This window comes from Paraburkholderia sp. D1E (assembly GCF_052682275.1).
In genome coordinates, this window is the sequence record NZ_JBQYMB010000001.1 from 3,294,641 (window position 1) to 3,316,309 (window position 21,669).

The 21,669-nt window shown below is 62.8% G+C and carries 15 protein-coding genes and 1 pseudogene; 5 read left to right on the forward strand and 11 right to left on the reverse strand.

Features of this window, described 5'->3' with window-relative positions; translation table 11 throughout:
• Positions 1-236 precede the first annotated feature (236 nt).
• Positions 237-524 (reverse strand): hypothetical protein, encoded by a 288-nt coding sequence (locus ACUN0E_RS14830; RefSeq protein WP_408239830.1) that lies wholly within the window; start codon positions 522-524, stop codon positions 237-239.
• 1,232 nt (positions 525-1,756) lie between these two features.
• Here ACUN0E_RS14830 and ACUN0E_RS14835 point away from each other — a divergent pair.
• The 3 genes from ACUN0E_RS14835 to ACUN0E_RS14845 all read left to right on the forward strand — a co-directional run bounded on the left by ACUN0E_RS14835 (position 1,757) and on the right by ACUN0E_RS14845 (position 6,728).
• The gene (locus tag ACUN0E_RS14835) at positions 1,757-3,196 is read left to right on the forward strand and encodes a sigma 54-interacting transcriptional regulator (protein WP_408239827.1); all 1,440 of its coding nucleotides are present in this window, start codon (positions 1,757-1,759) and stop codon (positions 3,194-3,196) included.
• A gap of 238 nt (positions 3,197-3,434) precedes the next feature.
• Positions 3,435-3,785, forward strand: a complete 351-nt coding sequence (locus ACUN0E_RS14840) for an NIPSNAP family protein (RefSeq protein WP_408336434.1) — start codon at positions 3,435-3,437, stop codon at positions 3,783-3,785.
• A gap of 303 nt (positions 3,786-4,088) precedes the next feature.
• Positions 4,089-6,728 (forward strand): mechanosensitive ion channel family protein, encoded by a 2,640-nt coding sequence (locus ACUN0E_RS14845; protein WP_445567075.1) that lies wholly within the window; start codon positions 4,089-4,091, stop codon positions 6,726-6,728.
• A gap of 16 nt (positions 6,729-6,744) precedes the next feature.
• Here ACUN0E_RS14845 and ACUN0E_RS14850 read toward each other — a convergent pair.
• The 4 genes and pseudogenes from ACUN0E_RS14850 to ACUN0E_RS14865 all read right to left on the reverse strand — a co-directional run.
• A pseudogene (locus tag ACUN0E_RS14850) lies at positions 6,745-6,843 on the reverse strand (alpha/beta fold hydrolase); the annotation flags it as partial.
• Between the two features lie 66 nt (positions 6,844-6,909).
• Positions 6,910-9,186, reverse strand: coding sequence for an ATP-dependent DNA helicase (locus ACUN0E_RS14855; protein WP_445567076.1), 2,277 nt, complete (start codon positions 9,184-9,186; stop codon positions 6,910-6,912).
• On the reverse strand, positions 9,183-11,147 hold the full coding sequence (locus tag ACUN0E_RS14860; RefSeq protein ID WP_445567077.1) for a VRR-NUC domain-containing protein: 1,965 nt from the start codon (positions 11,145-11,147) through the stop codon (positions 9,183-9,185). The genes ACUN0E_RS14855 and ACUN0E_RS14860 overlap by 4 nt, the downstream gene beginning before the upstream one ends.
• Positions 11,148-11,170: 23 nt before the next feature.
• On the reverse strand, positions 11,171-11,389 hold the full coding sequence (locus ACUN0E_RS14865) for a hypothetical protein (protein WP_445567078.1): 219 nt from the start codon (positions 11,387-11,389) through the stop codon (positions 11,171-11,173).
• A 228-nt stretch (positions 11,390-11,617) separates the two neighbouring features.
• Here ACUN0E_RS14865 and tnpC point away from each other — a divergent pair, with 228 nt between their 5' ends.
• Positions 11,618-13,036, forward strand: coding sequence for an IS66 family transposase (gene tnpC / locus ACUN0E_RS14870; protein WP_445567079.1), 1,419 nt, complete (start codon positions 11,618-11,620; stop codon positions 13,034-13,036).
• Positions 13,037-13,171: 135 nt separating this feature from the next.
• Here tnpC and ACUN0E_RS14875 read toward each other — a convergent pair whose 3' ends face one another.
• From ACUN0E_RS14875 to ACUN0E_RS14895, 5 genes are all read right to left on the reverse strand, one after another.
• Positions 13,172-14,491 carry a c-type cytochrome gene (locus ACUN0E_RS14875; protein WP_445567080.1) on the reverse strand — a complete coding sequence of 440 codons (1,320 nt, stop codon included), beginning with the start codon at positions 14,489-14,491 and terminating at the stop codon, positions 13,172-13,174.
• A 2-nt stretch (positions 14,492-14,493) separates the two neighbouring features.
• Entirely contained in the window at positions 14,494-16,266 is a 1,773-nt protein-coding gene (locus ACUN0E_RS14880; protein WP_445567081.1) for a GMC family oxidoreductase, read from the reverse strand.
• 153 nt (positions 16,267-16,419) lie between these two features.
• Positions 16,420-17,124 (reverse strand): gluconate 2-dehydrogenase subunit 3 family protein, encoded by a 705-nt coding sequence (locus ACUN0E_RS14885; RefSeq protein WP_445567082.1) that lies wholly within the window; start codon positions 17,122-17,124, stop codon positions 16,420-16,422.
• Positions 17,125-17,435: 311 nt separating this feature from the next.
• Complete coding sequence (locus ACUN0E_RS14890; RefSeq protein WP_445567083.1) at positions 17,436-18,635, reverse strand: pyridoxal phosphate-dependent aminotransferase; 1,200 nt, start codon at positions 18,633-18,635, stop codon at positions 17,436-17,438.
• A 137-nt stretch (positions 18,636-18,772) separates the two neighbouring features.
• On the reverse strand, positions 18,773-20,248 hold the full coding sequence (locus ACUN0E_RS14895) for an RNA polymerase factor sigma-54 (protein WP_445567084.1): 1,476 nt from the start codon (positions 20,246-20,248) through the stop codon (positions 18,773-18,775).
• A 356-nt stretch (positions 20,249-20,604) separates the two neighbouring features.
• Between ACUN0E_RS14895 and ACUN0E_RS14900 the strand changes: the two genes are divergently transcribed.
• On the forward strand, positions 20,605-20,943 hold the full coding sequence (locus ACUN0E_RS14900) for a BON domain-containing protein (protein ID WP_408239788.1): 339 nt from the start codon (positions 20,605-20,607) through the stop codon (positions 20,941-20,943).
• Positions 20,944-21,039: 96 nt separating this feature from the next.
• Here ACUN0E_RS14900 and ACUN0E_RS14905 read toward each other — a convergent pair whose 3' ends face one another.
• Entirely contained in the window at positions 21,040-21,492 is a 453-nt protein-coding gene (locus ACUN0E_RS14905; protein WP_445567085.1) for a PA2169 family four-helix-bundle protein, read from the reverse strand.
• Between the last annotated feature and the right edge of the window lie 177 nt (positions 21,493-21,669).

Sequence of the window (21,669 nt, forward strand, 5' to 3'; positions counted from 1 at the left end):
CGCTGGCAAAACTACACCATACACCGGCAAAACATGCCCGGCATGACCCGAAACCGCACCTTACCCCGCCAGGCACGATACTGCTCGACACCGGACAGGTGTCGAGCCTCCCGCGCAATGCGCCCAACCTGCAACGCAAACGGGTATCCGCAAACAACCAGGTTCTGAATCCCGACGTTTACCGGCATTCGGCCGCGCTGCGAACAGGCCGCCGTGTCCCTCTCAACGGTCGACGTTCAGGAATATTCGTCAGGATCGGATGAGTAGATGTCCATACCACGATCGTGCTCCGGTTCAGGCGAAACCGGGATTTCAAACACGGCGTCGCGCAACACCTCGCGCTGAATCTCGGGCTGAGCCTTACGTTTCATCGCTTCGGCGATCACCAGCGTGAGCAGATCGGCTGACGGCGCAGCGAACAATGTACGCTGCCGTGCAAAGTGACGCCGATAGCAGAGACCGGCGCCGTGCGCCGTGGTGTCGTAGTCGAGCCGCGCTGCGGCCGGCTTGCTGATCGTTTTCATGACAACCCCCGAATGATCGGTCATTTCAAGGCCGTATCCAGGTAAGCCATGCCCGCGCTAATACACGGGCACAGCACCCGGTTCACCTCGTAGCGTGTGCCTCTCTATGGAGACTAAGGCCGTTTCCCCGCTTCTTCGCGCCGGCCGGTCCTGACCGTACGCTGCCCTTCCCTGTTCTGTGCGTCGCGCGCTCGCGAATTGCTCGAGTGCGGTACCTGTCGCTATTGGCCATCAATGACGGCCATCTACTTCGAGTCCGTTCAGTTCGACGGAAAAAGTGGCGTGGTCAGCGCTTCACGTTGTCCGGTGACGAATGACCGATACGTCGTATCGATCATTCACCCCGTTTTTTTTGACATCCGTTTTTCATTGGCCCCGCCGCACCCTCGTAAGACACATTGGCTTCCCCGGCCGCGCTTACGAAGACTATGTTTGCCACCGGGTTCCGGCTGCTGTTTCCCCGGCTTTCAGGAACCAGGCGGCAATGCATTCGCTTGTGAGTCTCCTATTGCAATGGCTGTGCCATGCGCCTTCAATCCCATGCCGCAGCGTGATTTTTGCCGCAAAACACCGCGCCGGACCCTGCCTGATGGCACACGTTGATTCGAATTCGAGACGCGGTTGGTTCACCTTCCAACGCGTCAAGGAAGGATCTACCTGCTTGCATACCCGGCTGCACCCTTCAGCGGGCCACGTCCGGCCGTGCTTTGCGGCATGCCCCGGTCAAATGTGCCGATGCGTCGGGCCACGAAACAGCGCTGGAGACCGGGTGCCAAAGATGTCGCAAGCTTGAGACACGTCGACTCGATGGCACGATATCCGTCGCACACCTACAGCAATGTGATTTGCGACGTTGTGTGGCACACCGCGCATAGCCGGGCTTGACCGGCTATTTTTGAACCGCAAGCCAACACGTGGTGACGCGAAAAACGTTTCTGAATCCATATTTGTTTGTATGGCGCTCGAAAGCACTTTCGCTTATGGTTAAGCCATGCGCCACGTAGAGCGCTGGTGTCAGGCCACCAAGGCAAGAAACGGTTTTTATGATGCGGGGATGAAATAGTCCGGCGGTTTCAGCGTTGAGCGCTGTTCTGCCGCCGGTCCGATGTGTAATACCTCGCGGCTCACGCCGCCACTCCATGCCCCCGCCACTGCAGTTACCGTGAGTTTGTCCTTACCGGTTTGTCCAGTTCGAAAAGCAGTTCTGAGAGCAGCAACGATCCGGGGGTTACATGAATACGACTTGCACGCCTGTCGACACCGAACGCACGGTTCTGTACGTATCGAACTCGCCCGATCAGGATCTCGCCAGCTTTCTCGCAGCATCGGGCTGGCAAGCGGTGCACGCCCGAAGCACGGCAATTGCCGAACGCATGATCGAGCGTGACAATATCAAGGTCGGCCTCGTCGAATTGCCCGGTGACTGCACGTCCCAACATCTGTCCGTCCTCGCCTCCTGCATGCGGCGCGTCGAAACCAATTGGGTCGCGCAGATCGCGCCAGGCCAGGCGGAAAACGAACTGGTCAGCCGTTTTATCCTCGACTATTGCTTCGATTTCGTTACCCGGCCGTGGCTGAACGAGCGGCTCGTGTTCGCGCTCGGCCACGCGCACGGGCTGTCGAGCCTGCGGCACGCGCCGGTCGCCCCGGCGCCGTCGCTCGGCCGGCACGGTATGGTCGGGCAATGCGAGGCGATGCAGCAGTTGTACCGTCGCATCGACAAATGCAGCGTGACCGATGCCCCCGTGTTCGTCGCCGGCGAATCGGGCACCGGCAAGGAACTGACCGCCCGTGCGATTCACGAGCGCTCGCCGCGCGCAGGCCTGGCGTTCGTCGCGATCAATTGCGCGGCTATTCCACCCAGCCTGCTGCAAGCCGAATTGTTCGGCCACGAGCGCGGCGCCTTTACCGGCGCATTGCAGCGCAAGATCGGCCGGATCGAAAGCGCGAACGAGGGCACCCTGTTCCTGGATGAAATCGGCGATATGCCGCATGAATGCCAGGCGGTCCTGTTGCGCTTTCTGCAGGAAGGCACCATTGAACGGCTCGGTGGCAATGGGTCGATCAAGGTCGACGCACGGGTGATTTCGGCGACCCACGTCGACCTGGACAAAGCCGTCGAAGATGGCCGCTTCCGCTCCGACCTGTATCACCGCCTGTGCGTGCTGCGGCTCGTCGAGCCGCCGTTGCGCGAGCGCGGCGGCGACATCAAGCTGCTCGCCAACTACGCGCTCAGCATGTACCGGCAGGACGGTGCGCGTAAATTGCGCGGGCTGTCGAGCGATGCGATCGTCGCCATGTCGAACTATCCGTGGCCGGGCAACGTGCGCGAGCTGATCAACTGCGTACGCCGTGCCGTGGTCATGAGCGAAGGTCGTTTTATCACGGCAAGCGACCTCGGCTTGCCGGAAACCGACAACGGGCCGGCCGTGACCCTGGCGGAGATCCGCAGCAAGGCCGAGAAGGACGCGATCGAACACGCGTTGCAGCGGCACGGCTACAAATTGTCCGAGGCCGCGGCCGAACTCGGCATTTCGCGGGCAACGCTGTATCGCCTGATGCATACGAACCGGCTGCATCAGGAGCCGGCGGCCGGGCGCGCCTCGAACACGAACGGCGGCGGCGCAGATGCGGACGACGAGGCGGAGCGGCACGCGCCATCGCTGGTTTGATCGCCCAAGCCACCTAGGCGGGTAAACCTCCGCGAAGCCGCACCGATTGCCGCGCTCCGGAGGGCCGGCCGTCGTAACCGCTGATCGAATCCCTTTGACGATCCGCTCGCAATGCTCGCCATGGCGCAGTCACGCTGTCTCATCCATAGTTCATCAAGCACTGAAACGTCGCGATCAACCTGCCGCCATACTGGTGCTCAGGTCCTCGGACCATCCTTATCCGACTGGGAGCTCGCACATGACGATTACCTGCTTTATCCGTTACCAGATCGACCCCTTCCAACGCGAGGCCTTTGACGACTACGCCCGCAACTGGGGCCGCATTATTCCCCGCTGCGGCGGTCATCTGATTGGCTACTTTCTGCCCCACGAAGGGACCAACGACATCGCGTGGGGCTTGATCGCGTTCGACAGCCTCGCCGCGTATGAAACATACCGGGCACGGCTGCGAACCGATCCCGAAGCGCGGGAAAATTTCAGTTTCGCGCAGACCAGGCGCTTCATTCTGCGCGAGGAGCGGACCTTCACCGAGGTCGTCGAAGGCACATTTGGATTGCCCGCGATGGGCGGGATGGAAGCGACGGAATAGGCATCATCGGACTGGGTGTCCTGGTGGCCGGCGTCCCCGCACTTTCGCTTTTGACGACGCAGCCCCTGTGGCTGCGCCGGCGTCGCGGCTGAAGTACGACGGGGCGGTGCCGCCTGTCAGGCGAGCTTTCTGCTGCCTGACGTTACAATTCAAACCGGCTGGCCAAACCCTCGCGCGACCACCGCAAGCCGCCGCCGATGGAACTTGTACGACCCAACCCGTGTCGGTTCAGGGTCACGTCGCCGAAGCGATCCACGCGTCCCGGCACCGTCGTCCGCACCTGGTACCCCCGCCTTACACCCTATGCGCAAAATATTTCACGCCTGGTTTGTCATTTTTCTCCTGCTAGGCGCCTCGCCGGCCTTTGCCGCCGCGGCGCAACCCGCCGCGGCATCCGGCGCCGCGCTCACCCTGACGCCCGAGCAGGCCCGCCAGGCCCTCAGCGTCCTCAATGATCCCAAGCGCCGCGCGCAAGTCAGCGACACGCTCCAGGCGATTGCCACAGCGGGCGCACTCAGCGCACCGCCTGTCCCGGCGGCTGCAGCCGCTTCGGCGCCCTCCGCGGCCAGCAGCGCCGCCGCGCTCGTTCCGGCGGCGTTCAAGTCCAATGGCCTCGCCTCGCAACTGGCGCGTCAGGGCGCGCATTGGGCCGTGCACCTTGGCTCGTCATTGCGCAGTTCGGCCGCCGCGCTGCTCGACGTAGCGTCGGTGCGCGCCTGGTGGCATTGGCAATCGACCAACCCGCAAGCGCGCAGCGTGCTCGGCCAGGTCGTCTGGTCGCTGCTGGCGGCGCTGCTGCCCGCGCTGGGGCTCGAATGGCTCGCGCGCCGTCTGTTGCGCCGCGCGTACACGGCCCTCGCCGCGCGCCGCGAACGTGGCGATGAAGACAGCGCGCCGCGAGCCGACCTGCCCGTCGACGTCCTGCCGCAACAGGCCGATGCGCCGAATGCCGCACCGCCGCTGCCCGTTGCTCCCGATGCGTCGGTGCAGACAGCGAAGCCGCCTGGCACCTCATCGCCCACGCCCGCCACCGGCCAGGCCACCGAAGCCAAGGGCAAGCAGAAAGCCGTGCATCACTGGACGCTCCTGCAGCGTCTGCCGCGCGCGCTGCTAACGATGGTGCTGCGCCTGTTGCCGCTCGTCGTGTTCGTCGGCGCGGCGAGCGCGCTGATGTCGATCTTCACTGAAGATGGCACGCCGCAGGACCGTGCGCTCGATTCACTGATCGATATCTACGTGCTGTGCCGCGTGATCGTGATCGTCAGCGGCTTCTTTCTGCAGCCCACCGCACCGCGCCTGCGCCTGCTGCGCATGAGCGATGCATGGGCCGTTTTCGTGCAGCGCTGGATTGTGCGGATCGTCGCCGTGGTCGGCGCCGGCTCGGCGATCGCGGAAATCGCGCAGTCGCTCGGTTTGAACGACGCGGCGCATCTCGCGCTGATGAAGGTGGTCGCGCTCGCGGGCCACATCATGATCTCGATCCTGATCCTGCGATGCGCGAAACCGGTCGGCGAATTGATCCGCACGCGCTTCGCCGCGCGCGAGTCGCTGCAAATGTTCGGCAATGCACTCGCCGACGCATGGGCATGGTTCGCGGCGTTCATCGTGATGGCGCTATGGTTCATCTGGGCACTCGACGTGCAGAACGGCTATCACACCCTGCTGCATCTCGGCGGCATTACGCTGGCGATCCTGGTGGGCGCGCGGGTCGTCTCGATCGTGATTTTCGGTGCGCTGGCGCGGCTTTTCCACGTACAGGGCGACGCGGAGAAGTCGCTCGTGCACCAGCATGCCTACCGCTACTACCCGCTGCTGCGGCGGGTCATCTCGTGGATCATCGGCATTGTCACCGCTCTGGCGCTGCTGCAGGTATGGGGCGTCGACGTGGGCGAGTTGTTCAGGGCCGGTTCGATCGGCCATCGGCTGGCTTCGGCGATGATCACGATCGGCGTCGCTGCCGTGATCGCGCTGCTGGTGTGGGAAAGCGTCAACGTGGCGGTCGAACGGCGGCTGGACCGCTGGACCACCAGCGGCGACCTGGTGCGCGCCGCACGTCTGCGTACCCTCCTGCCGATGCTGCGCAGCGCGCTCTTCTGCGTAATTGCACTGGTGGTGGTGCTTACCGGCCTGAGCGAACTCGGCGTGAACATCGGGCCGCTGCTGGCGGGCGCGAGTATCTTCGGCGTGGCGCTCGGCTTCGGCTCGCAAAAGCTCGTGCAGGATTTCATCACCGGCATGTTCCTGTTGATGGAAAACGCCATGCAGGTCGGCGACTGGGTCACGCTCGCGGGCGTATCCGGCACGGTTGAATATCTGTCGATCCGCACCGTGCGCTTGCGCGGCAGCGACGGCTCGCTGTACACCGTGCCGTTCAGTTCGGTCTCGACCGTGAACAACACCAATCGCGGACTCGGCAATGCGGCGGTGAAGGTGAATATCGTGTTCGGCGCGGATGTCGATCTGGCCATCGCCACGCTGAAGGAAATTGGCGCCGCGCTGCGCGAGGACGAGAAGTTCAAGGACGGCATTCTGTCCGACTTCAGCTTCTGGGGCGTGGATGGCGTGGATGGCTCGGCGGTGACGCTGGCCGGCCAGATCCAATGCCGCGACACCGCGCGCTGGGGGGTGCAGCGCGAATTCAACCGGCGCATCCTCAACCAGTTCAGCGCGCGCGGCATCGACATCGCGAACCCGCAGCGGCATGTGCTGACGTGGGACCCGGAGAGCGTACCGGCCAAAGTCGAATCGAACGGCACACCGAATGATGGCCCCGAGGCCACACCGGGAGACAACCCGCCTTCACCGCCGCCCGCCGATGCCTCGCTGAAGGCGGCCGCCGGCAAAGCCGACGCGCCGGTTGAAGATCAACTGCCCGTCGACTCCAAGCCGACCGGTGGCCCAGGAACGCCAGCAAATCCTGGTTCAACTTCTCCGCATGAGTGAGGTACAGGCCGTGGCCGGCGCCTTCGTAGACGTTCAATGAAGCGCCTTCGATCAGCGCCGCAGTCGGGCGCCCAGTGAGCTCGAGTGGTGCAGAGACGTCGCGGTCGCCCTGCACGATCAGCGACGGCGCCCGGACGCGGGCCAGCTCCGCGCCGCTTACCTCACCTGTTTATTGCCTCTGTTATTGCACCTGCCACCAGCGCGGCAACAACCGCTGCACTTCCGGGCGCCGGTAGCGGTCGTCGATCAGATGCACCACACCCTGGTCCTGCTCCGTGCGAATGACCCGTCCCGCAGCCTGCACGACCTTCTGCAAGCCCGGATACAGATACATGTAGTCGTAGCCGCTGCCGAACTTCGCGTCCATGGTGCGGCGCATCTGCTCGTTGACGTCGTTCATCTGCGGCAGGCCGAGCGTCGCGATGAAGGCGCCGATCAGTTGCTGACCGACCAGATCGATGCCCTCGGAGAACGCGCCGCCTAACACCGCGAAACCCACGCCCTGGTTCATGGTGCGAAAGCGTGCGAGGAACGCATCCCGCGCCGCCTCGTCCATGCCCTGTTCCTGCACCCACACCGGCAGCGCCGGATGACGCTCTCGGATCAACGTCACGACCTGCTGCAGATACTCGAAGCTGCTCAGGAACCCGAGATAATTGCCCGGCTGCGCGGCGTACTGCCTCGCGATCAGATCGGCGATGGGCACGAGCGAACGTTCGCGGTCACGCCAGCGCGTCGATACATTGCCCGCCACACGCACCTGCAACTGCTCGGCGCGGAACGGCCCTTCGACATCGAGCCAGGTCGTCTGCTCGGGCAGACCCAGCGTGTCGCGATAGAAATGATGCGGATTGAGCGTGCCGGAAAACATCACCGTGGTGCGCGCGGCAGCGTAGCGGCCCGCGAGGAACGGCGCCGGAATCACATTGCGCACGCACAGCGTGGCGTTGCGCTTGTCGCGCGGCGCGTAACGGTCTGCGCTGAGCGTGATGTCGAAAATCGAATGCTCGCCGAATTGCTCCGCCAGCGCGACAAAATGCATGGCGTCGAAGAAAAACCGCAGCGACGCTTCGTCGATTGAAAGCGGTGCTTCGGCGAGTTGATCCGTCACCGCGCCGATCAGATTCTGTGCGGCCGAAAGCAGTTTGCCGGGCACGTCGGCATAGACCTGATACGAGTCGGTCTGTGCGCGCTTGACGGCGTTCCACTCGCGTTGAAGCCGTTCAAGCGGCTTCTTCAACGTCGCCGGCGCGGTTTTTCGGGCGAGCCGGAACGTCGACTGATCGAGCGACGCGCTGTACATGCGCCGAGCCCGGTCGAGCAGGTTATGCGCCTCGTCAACCAGCACGCCGACGCGCCATTGATTGATCTGCGTGAGCGCGTACAGCATCGCGCTGCTGTCGTAGTAGTAGTTGTAATCGCCAACCACCACGTCGGACCAGCGCACCAGTTCCTGCGCGAGGTAATACGGGCAGACGTCGTGTTCGAGGGCCGCTTCGCGCACCGACGCCCGGTCGAGCCTCGGCCCGGCCAACGCCGCGCTGCGGGCCGCGTCGAGCCGGTCGTAGAAACCGCGCGCGAGCGGACAGGACTCACCGTTGCAGGCCTTGTCGGGATGCTCGCAGGCCTTGTCGCGCGCGACCAGTTCCAGCGTTCTGAGCGGCAATCGCTCAACGGACGGCGCGGCGCTTTGATGAAGTGTTTCGATTGCATCGAGGGCAAGCGCGCGGCCCGGCGTTTTCGCGGTGAGGAAGAACACGCGATCGATCTGATCCGACGCGCACGCCTTGAGCAGCGGAAAAATCGTCGCCAGCGTCTTGCCAATTCCGGTGGGCGCCTGCGCCATCAACGGCTTGCCGTCACGCGCCGCGCGATACACCGACACGGCCAGTTCGCGCTGCCCACTGCGGAACTGGCCGTGCGGAAACTGCAAGGCGCTGAGCGCGGCATTGCGCGCGGCGCGATGTGCCTCTTCCTGCACGGCCCAATCGAGAAAGCACTCGCATTGCTCGACGAAGAAAATCTCCAGCTCACGCGCGGTGTGCGTCTCGGTCAACAACGTTTCCTTCTGCGTGCCGATATCGAAATACACCAACGCAACGGTCAATTCGGCGAGCCCGCGGGCGCGACACAGCAGATGGCCGTACACCAGCGCCTGCGCCCAATGCAGGGTGCGGTGATTGGCGGGCATCCGTTCGAGCGCGCCACGATGGGTTTTGACTTCTTCCAGCCGGTTCGCCGCCCGGTCGTAGCCATCGGCCCGGCCACGCACGGTCAAACCGCGATGCGTGCTGGTCAGCGTGATCTCAGTCTCGTAACCGCCCGTGCGCCGCCCGGCGACCGTCACGTGGCCGGCCATGCCCTCCAGCGAGGTGGGCGCGGGCGTAAAGCGCAGATCCAGATCGCCGCGCCGCGCGGTGAATTCACACATCGCCCGCACGGCGACCACGTAGGTCACGGGGTGGCCTCTTTTACAGCCGCTGCGGTGACTTTTTCGGCGGTCTCTTTCGGAGCCGTTGTCGTGTCCGCTGTCGTGCCCGCTTTCGCGACCGCTGCCATCACCTCAGTTTCGATTTCTGTTGCCACTTCGGACACGCAGGCATCTTCATCCGCCCATCGCACATCGAGCACACGCACCGGCATGCCGTGCTGCGCGCAGTATGCGAGCCAACGGATCTGGTTGTCCTGCAAACGGTCGCCGGGGCCTTTTACTTCGATCAATTCATAACGGCGCTCGGCCGGCCAGAAACGGATCAGATCCGGCAGGCCTGAACGGTTGCCGCGGATGTCGCGCAGCAGACGCTCGAACCAAAGTTTCAGATGCGCGGCAGGCAGGCAATCGAGTGCCAGGACGATGAGTTCCGGGGTCAGCACGCCCCAGAACACGAACGGCGATTGCAGACCGTCCTTGCTTTGCAAATGCCGCAGAATCGTCTCGCGATAGGCGCCGCTGTCGAGTTGCGCAAGACATGCGGCGAATTGTTCGGCACGCCGCGCATGAAAATCTGGCGCATGCAGATCGGCCGGCCCGCGCTGGAACGGATGGAAAAACGCGCCGGGCAGCGCCGCGAACACCGGCTCCCAGCACAGCAAGCCGAACAGCGAGTTGATCAGCGCGTTTTCGACGTAGTGAACCGGCGCTGAGTCGCAAGTCAAATGGTCGCGGGCGACGTATTCGACTGAGTGCGGCGCCTCAGGCCGCGGCAACACCAGTGTGCTGCGCGCGACCGGCCGTGCGGCGGGCACACGTGCCACCGGCTCGCCACGCTTGCGCTGCAAACGCGGCAACATGCGTGCAATTCGCTGCGCTTCTTCCTCACTTTCAGGCGTGGCAGCGGCTTGCGAAGCGAGGGCGAAAGCTTCGTCGAATCGTTCGCTGCGCTCCAGCACACGCAAGCGCCGATGGCGCGCGCCGGGCCACGCGCAACGCTCGTAGACGGCGAGCGCAGCCGGCCAGTTCTGTTGACGCTCGCCATGCTGACCAATACGAAACAGCAGTTTCGCGCGACGCGTTTCGAGCCAGGGGTTCGAGATTTCGATCGCAGCGATCACGGCGACGAGCGCTTCGATCGCCTCAGCTTCCGCTTCTGTGTCTCCTGTGGGCAACCCGTCGAGCGCGTCGCGGCACGCATGCAACGCAAGGTAGACATCGACGTCCACGCGCTGCTGAAACGCGCGCGACGACGGAGCGAATGCGACCTTCTCGTACTGGAACACGCCGAGATCGGCAAGCACGAACTCTGACCAGTCCTGCTGCAGATTGCCGAAGAACATCAGCCGCAGACGCTCGCAAAGCGGCGCAATGGCGACGTGAAAGACGCGGTCGGTGGTTTGGCTGTGCCATGTGGACAACGGATGCGCAAGGGGACCTTGTTCGTCACCCTCACCCTCACCCTCACCCTCACCCTCACCCTCACCCTCACCCTCACCCTCACCTTCCCGTTCACCTTCCCGTTCACGTTCACGTTCACGTTCACGTTCACGTTCGTAAAACGGCCGCAGCGTTTCCAGCAGATCCGGTTTGCGCAAGCTTTTCGCGCCGGGGATCAAAGCGACGGCGTCCGCAAAAATCAGCAGCAACTCGGAACGCGTGGTGAGCGTGAACAGATCGTCAAGCGTCAGAGCCGGCTCGGCATCGACCCAGCCGAGTGCCGCAAGAGGCGCAACTGCCACAAAGGGGCAACCGATCTCGTCATAAGAAAGACGGCTGGCACGGAACAGCGTGCCCTTGCGCATCAGCATGCGAACCAGCAAGGCGCGCGACGGCTGCGGCAAAGCGGCGAAATCGCGCAGGAAGCCGTGCTCGTGCGCGTCCAGCAGATCGTCGTAACGCTCGGCGAGCCACGCCAGCGCACGCTCGAAGTTCAGCAGGTAATAGGGAGCATCAGAGCGGAGGTCTGACGGAGCATCTGTCGCCACGGGTTATCACGAAACCTGTATGTTTATACAGTGATGATATCAAAGTTCGTGGCTAAGTCGGCCGGCGATGTGGCGGTTGCCGTGCTGGCGGAGGCAGCGGATGAGTCATCCAGTTCGGCCGCCGCGCACATCTGGCTGAACGTGGCGACGATGGCGAGGAGCAAGGCCATCGCCAACATAGCGGCCGCCATGGATCCTGCCACCAGTGATTGGCGCAACGAGAGGTAGAAGCGAAGGCCCATGTGCGTGGTTCCCGGCTGCGAGTCGATTTACGTCGATATCCGATTGTCCAGATTAAGACGAACTCGGCGAACGATTCTTGACGCAAGCATCGACTACGTCAACCGAAAACTGGCTGCAACGCGCGCCTCTCCCACGCCGCATCGTTTCATTGGGGGAAACGAAAACAAACCGAAATGGTAACTATTCAGCGGTTGTAAACTGGAACCAGGCCATGCATAGTGAAGGACATGACGAAGATGCCCGACATCAAGGATCTGACGCCTGAACAGAAGGACGCACTGATCGTCGATCTTGTGAGGCGTCTGAACGAGCTTGAGGCGAAGCTTGAGAAGGACAGTCATAACTCCAGCAAGCCACCATCAAGCGACGGCCCGAAGCGCAAACCGAAGTCGTTGCGCGGCGTAAGCGGTGCACGCCCGGGAGCGCAGCCCGGTCATAAAGGCAAGACGCTAAAACGCGTGGCGCAACCCGATTACATTGAGATTCACCCGGTGGCGCGGGTGTGCGATGCATGCGGGGCACGGCTTGATTCCACACGGATCACCGTGGTGACTGAAGGACGTCAGGTGATCGATTTGCCGCCCACGCGTTTTGAGGTGACCGAACATCGCGTGCAGATCGCACAGTGTCGCTGCGGCAAACGTCATTCGGGCGTGTTTCCCGAAGGCGTAAGCCAGGCGGTGCAGTACGGTGCCCAGGTGCGCGCCGCGGCAGTCTATCTGACGCAGTACCAGCAACTGCCAGTGGGACGCACCGCTCAGGCGCTGACGGATCTGTTCGGTCTGCGTGTGAGTACCGGCACCGTGCAGCACAGCATTGATCAGGCAGCACATCTGCTGGCGCCCGCAGTTGAACAGATCAGCCAGGCACTGCATAAGCAGCCGGTCGTGCATTTCGATGAGAGCAGCATGCGCGTGGGACGTACGCCCCACTGGCTGCATACCGCGTCAACGCGCACGCTGAGCTGGTACGGTGCGCACCACAAGCGCGGTCGCGAGGCACTCGACAGTTTCGGCATTCTGCCTGGCTTCACGGGCATCGCGGTACATGACGGCTGGCGACCGTATGCCTACTATGACTGCGACCATGCGCTATGCAATGCCCACCATCTGCGCGAGTTGGTGTTTGTGCTGGAGTCCACCGGGCAGGCGTGGGCCCAGCAGATGATTGATCTGCTGTGTCAGGCCAAACGCGAGAGTGAGCTCAGTCTGGCCTGCGGCAACACGGCACTGAGTCGATCGCGCCAGCGCTATTACGCCAGGCGAAGTCGGGCGCTGATTGCTCTGGGAGACAGGCTTAATCCCCAGCAGGCGCGCGAGTCCAGGCGCAAGGAGCGGCGCGGCAAGATCAGGCAGAGCTTTGCCTACAATCTGCTGCGCCGCCTGCACACACAGACGCGCCAGGTATGGCGTTTTATTGCAGATCACCGTGTGCCGTTCGACAACAATCTGGCCGAGCGCGATATCCGCATGCCCAAACTCAAGCAGAAAATATCAGGGTGTTTCCGCTCTGTCTGCGGCATGGAGGCGTTCTGCACAATCCGCTCCTATCTCGCCACTTTGCGTAAGCAGAACCGCTCGCTGATCGATGCGCTGGCCTTGAGCTTTGCCGGTTTGGTCGTTTCGCCCCTGCCGGCCGCTGAATAGTTACCCGAAATGTTAAAGAAAGCCGGCGCCGGTCAAGGACCCATTTGAAGGCGCCGCATCACAACCTGAGCGCACGGTTTCGCGAAGTACGCTCCCAACCCTTACTACCTTGTCGTATAACCCGCGTTGGAAAAATTAGTGAGCCGACGCAGTAGCGGTCATCGTCACAACCGGCCGGGCACCGAGCGACGCTCGCGCCTTGCCGGCCTGTTCGGCCGTAACAGCGTCCGCCGCATTGCCCCAGCTATTGCGCACATAAGTCGCCACTGCCGCGACCTCGGCATCGGACAGCTTCCAGCTGAAGTTGGGCATCGCCGCCCCAGTCGGGTTGCTTTCGGTCACCGCCCCACGGCTGCCGATCAGGATCGTCCGCAACAGGTTCGCAGGGTTAGGCTGCTGTACGCCCGCGCTTGCACTCAGCGACGACACCATCGCCGGCACGCCCGTGCCGTTCGATCGATGGCAAGCCGCACAGTTGTTCAGGAACACTTGATGCCCCAGACGCATCGACTCACCGCCGGCGTCGAGCGCTGCAGGCGCAGCCTTATCCGAGCCCGGGAAGCTCTTCAGATACACGCCGATCGCCCGCAAATCCGCCTGCGTCAAATACTGCGTCGAATTGGTAACGGCCTCGGCCATCGGCCCCGACGCCACCGAGCGATCATTGCCGCCGTTCTTCAGATAGGCCGCGATATCGTCAACCGACCAGCCACCCAGCCCCATATGCGCATTGCTGGTGATCTCCGGGGCATACCAGCCTTGCAATTCACCGCCCTGCAACGCAGCACCGTCGCCGCCCAGGAAGTTCTTCGGCGTATGGCAGGACGCGCAATGCCCGAGCCCTTGCACCAGATACGCACCGCGATTCCACTCGACCGATTGCTTCGGATCGGCCTTGAACGGGGTTTTGTCGAAGAACAGCAGATTCCAGCCAAACATCAGCAAACGGATGTTGAACGGAAACGGCAACTGGTTGGCGTCGACCTTGTTGCTCACCGCGGGCACCGTGTCCAGATAGGCCTTGATGTCACGCAGATCCTGATCGCTCACCTTCGCGTACGCGGTGTATGGCATCGCCGGATAGAGATATTCGCCGTGCTTGCCGACACCCTGCTTCACCGCGCGGATGAACTCGGCCTCGCTCCAGTCGCCGATACCGGTTTGCTTGTCCGGCGTGATATTGCTGGCGACGATCTTGCCGAACGGTGTGTCGATCGCGAGGCCACCTGCGAACGGCTGGCCGCCCTGGGCTGTGTGACACGCAATACAGTCGCCGGTACGCGCCAGATAGCGGCCGCGCTCGACCGCCTCGGCAGCCGGGCCAGCGGCCGCCGCAACGCCATGCACCGCCTGCGCCGGCGCATCCTGGGCCGCCGCGCGATGCTGCACGCCGATCCACGCGGCCGCGCTCGCACAGGCAAGCGCCACGATCCCCAACAAAGATTTGGTGCGCATGCTCAGGTCCTCACCAGCGGGCCAGGTGACTTCAGGTACTGCGTTCTGATCGCCTCGGCGGCCCACAGCGTGAGCGCGGCGACGGTGCCGGTCGGGTTGTAGCCGCCGTTGTTGGCGAATGCCGATGCGCCGACCACGAAGGTGTTGTGCACGTCCCAGCTCTGCAAGTAGCGGTTCAACGCGCTCGTCTTCGGATCGTCGCCCATCACGGCGCCGCCGGTGGTGTGCGAGGACAGATTGTCCATCGGTGAAAACGGCTTCGCGGTGGGCTCGGAGCGCACCACGGTTTTCGCGCCCATCGCATGACCGATTTCCTCGGAGCGATCAGCCATGAATTTCGCCGAGCGCTTGTCGTTCTCGTTCCAGTCGAAGGTCACGCGCAGCAGCGGCCGGCCGAAGCGGTCCTTGTAGGTCGGATCGAGATCGAGGAAGACGTCGCGATGTGGGTAGCTGTTACCCATGCAATAAATCGAGTTGTAGTTCTGATAACTCTCTTTGTAGGCCTTCTTCCAGGCGCTGCCCCAGCGCGGCGTGCCGGGCGGCACGCCATTGGCGAGACCGATCGGGTGGCCGTTGGTGGAATGCACGAGCGCTACGCCACCGCCGATGAAATCGTGGTTGCTGTGATCGAAGTTGTCGCCGTTGAAGTCATCCACGGCTTGCGCGAGCGCGCCCGCGCCGATGAACGGATTCAGCCGCTGACCTTCGAAGAAAATCGATGCGCCCGCAATCGTCTGATACGCGTAATTGCGCCCCACCACCCCTTCGCCGCGCGCATGATCGTAGGGCTGGCCGATGCCCGAAAGCAGCATCAGGCGTACGTTGTCCATCTGATACGCGGCGATCACGACGATGTCCGCCGGCTGCTCCCACTCGTTGTTGTTCTCGTCGACGAAGGTCACACCCGTGGCGGTTTTCCTGTCGTCGGCCAGATTCACGCGCAGCACTTCCGCCTGCGGGATGACGCTGAAGTTCTTACGCTGCATCAGCGCCGGCATGATGCACGCCTGCGGACTGCTCTTCGACCAGTTGCCACAGCCGAAGAACTCGCAATATCCACAGTACGTGCACGGCGCCATATGCACGCCGAGCGGATTCACGTACGCACCCGAGGTGTTGCCCGCGGGCACCGCGAACGGATGCAGGCCGAGATCGCGGGTGGCCTTGTCGAACATCATGGCGACTTGCGTGCGTTCTAGCGGCGGCAGCGGATAGTCGCGCGAACGCGGACCCTCAAATGGATTGCCGCCCGGCTGGAGCTTGCCCTGAATGTTGCCCGCGCGGCCCGAGGTGCCGGCGAGCCGTTCGAACTTGTCGTAATACGCCTCCAGGTCGCCATAGGTCACCCCCCAGTCCTGCACGGTCAAACCGTCGAGCAGTTTGTTCGCGCCATAGCGTTCGATCGTATGGCTCTTCGTGATGAAGTCGGTGGGCAGAAAGCGCCACGTCATGCCGTTCCAGTGCGTGCCCGCGCCGCCCACGCCAATACCGAACTGGTAGGTGTTCCAGTCGCGCAGCGGCAGCGCGGTTTGCTCGACGGTATTGCGAAACGTGAGCGTTTCGATTGCCGGCGGCTGCATCAGCGAGCGGCGTGTCGCGAAACGCAGTTCATCGGTGTCGATGGTGGTCGGGAAGTCGCTCGACGTGTCGCGCCACGCGCCACGTTCGATCGCCACAACGTTCAGGCCCGCCTGGGTCAATTCGTTGGCCATCAGCGAACCTGACCAACCGAGTCCGACGATGACCGCGTCCACTTTGGCGCGTTTCTGTGCCATCCAGATTCTCCAGGTTTCAATGATCAATGCGCGGGCGCGCGGTCTTGCCGTTCGCGCTCGCAAGGCACGGCGTGCGCCGTGCTGTGGGAACCACGCCGCCTGTTTGCGACGCGCTTGAGTATTGCCTTCTCGTGGGCGTTCTTCTGCCGCGAATCAGCTCTTGCTGCCTATCAGGCTGATTGGAATCACCTTGAGGTCTTCACCGCGCCGGCCGATCACGTCGCGAAAGTCGTACTGCGCGCCGGGAAAGCCGAGCATTTTCCAGCCCGCCATCTCCTTGTTGCCGCCGTAGACCGGATCGGCAAAGAAGCCTTCGCGGACGTTCTGCAGCATCATGTTGAAGAAGGCTGCGCCGTCGACGTTGTCGAACTTGAGCTGGCCGGCTTCGATCTGCTGAAGCAACGTGTCCTGCTGTGCGGCGTCAAGCGCGTGAAACGGCTTGCCTTGCGCGCTCTGACAATGCTGCGCGAGCGAGTTCAGGCCGGCGCGATAGCGCTCGGCCGGGGTCCGGCTGAACTGCGGCCCTTGCTGCGGGGTGCCGGGCGTGACCGGGCCGCTGCGGTATTGCGTCGTCGCGCGACCGAAGTCGCCGCTCAATTGCCGGTCGATAAACACGGCGCAACCGGCTTCACGTCCACCGATGCTCAGTTCATCAGCGGGAATCAGACGATCGGCAATCGCCTCGACAGTTGACGCCTCTTCCGCGGTGAAGAAGGTCCAACCGCCTGCCACGACCGGCTGCGGCAAGACCGCGGGGTCTTTGCTCCATGGCATGCCGCCAAAAATCACCTTCACTTTCGCGACTGCCACACCGGCGACCAGCATCAGCACCGACGAAAGGAATTTCCGTCTCGACATATCGAACTCCTTGGACAAACTCCGTTACGAACAACGGCGCGCCGTATTTTAACTAAATAGTTAGTATACTGCGAGCCCACACGCATTCTCATACGTGAAATTCGCTCTTGCAATGGATGTGACAATGCCGCGGAAGCCGTGTGGCAAGGGCCTGACGGAGTCCGGATGTTCTGAGTAAATCAGACGCGCAGGTGAATTACAACCCTGATTTCAGGTGCCCATGCGTAATTGGACACCCGGGAGTGGGCACCTCGCGCCGGCTCGAAGCCGGGCGCGGGGAATGCGTAAAGGCTCTGTTTGAGGCCGAAGCGCTAGCCCGCCGGCAATGCCTGATCACGTACCGGCAATCCGCCGACGAACGCGGCAATCCGTTCGCACGCATCGATCAGGCTCGCTTCGTCGACCACGAAGCCCAGCCGCACGAAGCCATTCGCCGTCTCGCCGAATGCGCTGGCATCGAGCAGCGATACGCCTTGCGCGCGAAACAGCTGCCAGGTGAAATCAACGGTATCGAGGCCCGTTCCGCTGACGTCGACCATCATGAACATGCCGGCTTCCGGCAACAGGCAACGCAAACCCGGCACGCGGTGCAAGCGCTCGAACACGACGTCGCGGCGACGCCGGTATATCTCGCGCATCTCAGCGACGATCGGTGCCTTGTTCTGCAAGGCCGTTAATGCGGCCTGCTGGATGAAGCCCGGCAAGCCATAGAGCATGGCTAGCGCGAGCCGACCCATATGCTCAATGAGTAGGGCGGGTCCAATCGCCCAGCCCACACGCCAACCCGCCATTGCATGCGATTTCGACAGACTGCCGAGCGTCACCGTGCGCTCCGCCATGCCGGGCAACGTCGCGATGCTCACGTGCTCGCGCTCGAATGTGAGATCCGCATAGACCTCGTCGGACAGCACCCATAGGTCGTGCTCGTTGGCAAGCCGCGCGATGCGCTCGAGGTCCGCACGTGGCATCACCACACCGGTCGGATTGCAGGGTGTGGCAAAGAAAATAGCCTGGGTGCGCGGCGTGACAGCCGCTTCGAGCGCGTCGCAGTCGAGGTGAAACGCTCGTTCGGGATCGACCGGCACGGGCACGAGCGTGGCGCCCGCAGCGCGCACGCAGGCCTCGTACGTGAGATACATCGGCTCAGGGACGATCACTTCGTCGCCCGCTTCCAGCAAGCACAGCGACGTGGCGAACACGCCGTTCTGCGCACCCGCCGTCAGGATCACGTTAGCCGCGCTCGCGGCGCAGCCGGTGGTGCGCGTGTGCTCTTCGGCAATCGCCGCACGCAGCGGCTCACGCCCGGACACGGCGCTGTAATGCGTATCGCCGCTGCGCAACGCCTCGATGGCGCGCTCGACGATCGGCGTGGGCGTCCCGAAGTCCGGGTCGCCGACGCTCAGCACGATCACATCTTCGCCATTGGCGAGCGCCTGTTGCGCGACACGATGGATTTCCCACGCCGACGTGCGCTTGCCTTGCAAACGATCGACCAGATTCGAGTACTTCATTGACTCACCCCGTTTCGACTTGAGCCGCCAATGTAATGGGGCGCGCGCGAAACGTCCAGATACGAAAAAGGGTCATGCGAGCACCCGGTCTCGCATGACCCTTCGATAAAGCCTCGTTCAGAGCGCGGGAAGCACGCTTAAACCTGGCGACGCAGCTCCGCCGGCGGCACTTTCATCAGATGGCGGTATTTCGCTACCGTGCGCCGTGCCACGAGCACGCCCTGATCCGCGAGCATCTTCGCGAGCGTGACATCAGACAGCGGATCGCGTGTGTTCTCCGCGGCGATCATTTCCTTGAGCAGTGCGCGCACGGCCGCAGCCGAACAGGTGCCGCCGCTTTCCGTGCCGAGTTCACGCGGGAAGAAATGCTTGAATTCGAAGATGCCGCGCGGCGTAGCCATATATTTGTTGCCGGTGGCTCGCGAAATGGTCGACTCATGCAGACCGAGCTCTTCAGCCACATCGCGCAGCACCATCGGCTTGAGCGCGATTTCACCGTACTGGAAGAAGGCCTTCTGATGCGTGACGATGCATTCGGCCACGCGTTGAATCGTATCGAAGCGCTGCTGCGCATTGCGGATCAGCCAGCGCGCTTCCTGCAATTGTTGCGCGAGCGGCGAACGGCTTGTACCGGCGGACTGCGCGAACAACTCCGCATACATGCGATGGATGCGCGCGCGCGGCTGCACGGCCGGATTGATCGTCACGACCCATTTGTTGCGCGCCTGGCGCACGATCACGTCCGGCACCACGTAGTTGTCTTCGGTACGGCCGTAGCTGTTGCCCGGCTTCGGGTCGAGCTTGCGCACCAGCGCGCAGGCCACCCGCAGCTCCTCGGCGCTGCAGCCGATCTGCTTTTGCAGTTCGGCCTGTTCGCGGCGCGCGAGGCGTTCGAGATGATGGTCGACGATTTGCCGCGCCACCTCGCGTCCCGGCGTGTCAGCAGGCAAAACGTTGACTTGTAGCAACAGGCACTCGGACAGCGTGCGCGCACCGAGACCCGGACGATCGAGCGATTGCACGAGGCGCAGCGCCACCAGCAATTCTTCTTCGGTCAGCTCAGGTTCGAGGTCGACGCTATCTGCAAGCTCGGAGAGCTCCTGACGCAGATAGCCATCGTCATCGAGGGCCTCGACGATGAAGCGGGCCACTGCGCGGTCACGGTCATCGAGTCGATACAAGCGCAGCGAGTCATGCAACTGCTCGCGCAACGTGGGTTGGGAGCGCGCCCATTCAGCGGGATCGCTGCCATCGGAGTCGCCGTTCTGGCGCGTCGAACTGCGAGTGCTGTAATCGCCCGAGAAGTCGCCGGGAATGTCGTCCTGCTCCGCGCTCTCCGTCGTGCCGCTGGCTTCAACCGGCACCGGTTCAGCTTCGGCTGCGGCAACCGTGTCCGTGGCAGGCGCCGCACCGGCGTCATCGCCCGGTGAGGCGGTGGCGAGCGCGACGTCTTCCGTATCCGACGAGTCGTACTCGAGGAACGGATTGGTGTCGAGCGCGGTTCGCAACTCCTGCTGGAACTCCAGAGACGACAACTGCAACAGACGCACTGATTGCTGCAGACGTGGCGTGAGTGCGAGAGACTGCCTTGTGCGTAGTTCAATTGAAGGCATTGTAGTGAGGTCCCGTTAATCGCTGAGAAATGGTTCGTGACCTCTACAGAGCAACTGTCATACCAGCTCGCTCAATGCACTGTTTTTTCTAAGTTTTGCTCTTTCAGGCCCGCCGATTGCGCAGCGGGCGAGCCCCATTTTTACAAGGACCCGGCAATTTCCGGTCGCACACCTTTCAGCCCGCCAGACAGCGCGCCGCACGTACCCACCTTTCTATTCTTCAGCCTGAATGCCTGGGCCGTAAGAGCTTTTCCGGTGTCGGGGACACCCGTACGGTGAGCCGGGCACACGACTTGCGGACAGATCGTCTTCAGGTAACAAGGCGGTATTTTTCATTAACACCCAAAGGAGAAACCATGAAGACCATCCAACTTTTGAAGACCGCGGGCGGCATCGCTTGTGTCGCATTCGCATTGAACGCTACGGCACAAACCAGCGCGTCGGCCCCGTCGGCAGCGTCCGAAACCATCGGCCAGCACGTCGACGACGGCACCATTACCACCAAGGCCAAGGCCGAGTTGCTTAGCGCGAAGAACGTCAAGTCAACCCATATCCACGTGAAGACCCGCAAGGGCGTGGTGTGGCTCACGGGTTCGGTACCGTCGGCTGACGACAAGGCCGCCGCCGGAGAAGTCGTGAAGGGTGTCGATGGCGTGTCGAGCGTCAAAAACCATCTGAAGGTCGCAGCGGAATAAGACCGGGCGATCCAAACCGGCGCTCCGGAGAGCGCCGTTTCACCGGAACGCCGGCCGCCGGAACGCCGGCCGCCGGTTCGTTACGTTTGCCGCCAATTAACGTTTGGTCGCAGCGTACTGATCGCGCAGGTCACGCACGCGGTCATGGTTTTGCAGCACGCCTTGATACTGACGCTCAACGATAGCGCGCACATCCGCCGGTAATTCCTTTTCGAGCGCGTCGTGATAGCGCTTCTTCGCAACGTCCTCGCCCTTTTCGCATTCGGCCAGGATCTCGTGGTCGCTACGATCCGTCACAGCCGATTTCACGTCGACCCAACCACGATGCAGCGCACCGCTCACGCTGCCGCCCGTTTCGGGCTTGCCGCCCAAAGCTTGAACCGCGTCCTGCAATTCACGCGCACCACGCGTGCAGTCTTCGGCGCGCGTCAGAAACAAGGTTTTCAGTTGCGCGTCATGCGCGTCTTCTGCTGCTTTGCGAAAGCCCTTTTCGCCATCCTTCGACGTTTCGACCAGATCGTTCAGCACGGAAACAGCGTTCGTAGCCATTCAATACCTCCAGGGGTTTTGTTAATTGCGGAATCCGCTGCTACTTACTTCCACGTAGCAACGGGATTCCTCTGCCTATGCGCATGAGCCATGCCTGGCGCGCTGGCCGTCGACACCCTGTGTGACGGCGGTGGCAAGCATGGACAAGCGATCGCAAGCATTGCCAATGCGCGTAAA